Annotated in this window: 3 protein-coding genes and 1 other annotated feature; of the genes, 2 read left to right on the forward strand and 1 reads right to left on the reverse strand. The window is 67.4% G+C overall.

The window, feature by feature from the left end:
• The first annotated feature begins 259 nt into the window (after positions 1–259).
• Both KD1_RS15695 and KD1_RS15700 read left to right on the forward strand, forming a co-directional pair.
• The gene (locus KD1_RS15695) at positions 260–829 is read left to right on the forward strand and encodes a TetR/AcrR family transcriptional regulator (RefSeq protein ID WP_068403464.1); all 570 of its coding nucleotides are present in this window, start codon (positions 260–262) and stop codon (positions 827–829) included.
• Positions 822–1,307: a PaaI family thioesterase gene (locus KD1_RS15700; protein WP_068403466.1), complete on the forward strand. Its 486-nt coding sequence runs from the start codon at positions 822–824 to the stop codon at positions 1,305–1,307. Before KD1_RS15695 ends, KD1_RS15700 begins: the two co-directional genes overlap by 8 nt.
• 169 nt (positions 1,308–1,476) lie before the next feature.
• Here the strand turns inward: KD1_RS15700 and KD1_RS15705 are convergent.
• Positions 1,477–2,742, reverse strand: a protein-coding gene (locus KD1_RS15705; RefSeq protein WP_157073421.1) for an IS3 family transposase whose coding sequence is annotated in 2 segments (ribosomal slippage) — positions 1,477–2,456 and positions 2,456–2,742 — 1,267 coding nt annotated over the 2 segments. Because the reading frame shifts where the segments join, the coding sequence is not laid out codon by codon here. This gene is flagged as partial in the annotation.
• Positions 2,332–2,463: a sequence feature (AL1L pseudoknot), on the reverse strand. It overlaps the preceding gene by 132 nt.

Genomic DNA, 2,742 nt, shown 5'->3' on the forward strand with positions numbered 1-2,742 from the left:
GGCCATTCGGCGGCTATCACGGCCGGGCTGACCCGAGCCCCTTCCGCGAGCGTGGCGGAGGTGTAGCGGTCGTCGTCGGCGAGCATCGCCGAACACCTTGACCGACAGACGTCGGGTCCCGGCCTCGTTCAGGATGGCCCGCCGTCGGCTGCGAGGAATTCGACGCACCCAGGTTGCATACATTCGTGCCTGCATGTATGTTGTCGCTGTGCCATTGCAGACGAGGCGACAGGGGGAACGCTCCGCAGCCACCCGTCGCGTGCTGTTGGAGGCCACCGTGGCGTGCCTGGTCGAGCTGGGCTACACCGGCACCACCAGTGCCGCCGTGGCCGAGAAAGCCGGCCTGTCACGAGGCGCACAGCTGCACCACTTCGGGACCCGAGACCAACTGGTGGTCGCGGCGGTGGAGCATCTGGCGCAAAAGCGCCTGCGGCGAGTACGCGAGGCGTTGGCCGACCTGTCCCCGGCCACGCCTCAAGGGGCGAAGCGTTCTCGGAGTCGGATGGAGCCGCAGAAGGCTGCGCTCAGGCTGTTGGCAGAGGCACTCTCTGGTCCGCTGTACGCCGCCACCCTGGAACTGTGGGTGGCCGCCCGCTCACACCCAGACCTGCGAGCCCAGCTGATCCCAGCCGAGGAGCGCGTCAACGACGAGCTTGCGCAGATCTGTCGCACCTACGTCATCGACGACCCGATCAAGATCCGGCTCACCCTCGACCTGCTCCTCGGCAGGGGGGTCAGCGGCCTGCTCGCCCCCCACCCAGGCCACCGCCAAGAACAGGTCCTCGCCGCCTGGGCCCAACTCCTGAAAGGCCATACACCTCATGACTGACCTGCCATCGATGCTTGCCACCTGGGCTGAGAAGTTCCGCCCACACCCGGAAGGAGTCGACCTGCCGCCCCACCACGAGCAGTGCCTGGGCTGCGGACCCGACAACCCGCACGGCCACCACCTCCAGGTTCGTCGCCATGGGGACGGCGTCGTGGCCGATCACACCTTCGACAACCGGCACGTCGGCGCTCCCGGCATCGCCCACGGGGGCGCAGTCGCCACCGTCATCGACGACCTCTACGGATTCCTGCTCTACCTCGTCGGCACACCCGCGGTCACCCGCCAGCTGACGGTCGACTACCGAGCGCCGGTACTGACCGGCGTCCCCTACCGAATGGAGGCACGCGTGAGGAATCAAGAGGGCCGCAAACTGTTCCTCGCCGCCAGCCTGACCGACCGCGACGGATCCCTGGTCGGAACGTCAACGGCGGTGTTCCTCACCGTCGGCGTCGACCACTTCACCCGGGGTACGCAGTGACCGCAGCATCGGGGCGGGTGAACACCACACCGTTGCCCGAAGCGAACAGCGGGACCCGCTGCCCGTCAACGCAAGGATGGTTCCTCATGCTTCACAACGCTCTCCCTGGCCTTGACCCCGTTTGGTGTGGGCACGGGGTTATGCGTGCTTGAAGTGGATCGCCCCGGGTTTAGTGGAGGGCGGGTTGTGCCGTCTCGGCGGTTGCCGGGTCGGTGGTCGTGTCAGCGTAGTAGGTGGCTTCGAGCTCGGCGGGCTTGATGTCTCCGCAGTGGCCGTGAAGTCGTGAATTGTTGTACCAGTCGACCCATTCGAGGGTGGCGATCTCGACGGCGTCGAGGCCGCTCCAGGGTCCCCGGCGCCAGATGAGTTCCTTCTTGTAGAGCTTGTTCAATGCCTCGGCAGCGGCGTTGTCGTAGGAATCGCCCACGGATCCCACGGAGGCCTCGATGCCGGCCTCGGCGAGGCGCTCGGTGTAGCGAATCGACAGGTATTGACAGCCGTGATCGCTGTGGTGGATCAGCGCAGACAGGTCACGCTGGTCACGTTGCCGGGTCCAGATGGCGTGCTCGAGGGCGTCCAGCGCGAGGTCGGTGCGCAGCGACGTCGACACCCGCCAGCCCACGATCCGCCGGGAGAAGAGGTCCATGACGAACGCGACGTAGACGAACCCTGCCCACGTCGGGACGTAGGTGATGTCTGCGACCCATCGTTGGTCGGGCGCCGCGGCGGTGAAGTCGCGGTTGACCCTGTCCTGCGGGCGCGCGTCCGCCGCCGGAGCTGGGCGGGTCGTGCGGGTCGACCTGGCGTTGGTGACCCCCGCCAATCCCAGCGCGCGCATCCGGCGCTCCACGGTGCACCGGGCCACCTGCTCGCCCGGGTAGAGCCGGTTGATCGTCTTCCACATCTTGCGCACTCCGTACACGCCCATGTTGTCCTCGTGCACCATCGCCAGCCGCTCGTCCAGCACCGCGTCGCGACGAGCCCGCGCCGAGGGCGGCCGGGCCTTGCGGGCGTAGTACGAACTCGGGGCGATCTGGACCCCGGCCTCGGCCAAGGTGGTGCAGATCGGCTCGACCCCATGCTCATCGCGGTGATCGTCGATGAACGCATCAACGTCCTTCAGCGGCGGTCGAGCTCCGCCTGCGCAAAATAGGCACTCGCCTGGCGAAGGATCGTGTTCGCACGGCGCAGCTCACGAACCTCCTTTTCCAACTCGGCAATCCGCATCGCGTCGGCGCTGGTGGTGCCCGGCAGCTCGCCGGCATCGACGCGCTCGGAGCGGACCCAGTTACGCAGCGTGTCGCCGTTGATCCCTAGCTGTTCACCCACGAGCCGGCAGGCACGAGAGACCGGTAGCGCGGGCTCATCAGCAACACGGTCACGCACCAGCCTCACAGCTCGCTGGCGCAGCTCATCGGGATACTTCCTCGGTGCA

The organism is Kribbia dieselivorans NBRC 106261, from assembly GCF_001552435.1.
GTDB lineage: Bacteria > Actinomycetota > Actinomycetes > Actinomycetales > Dermatophilaceae > Kribbia > Kribbia dieselivorans.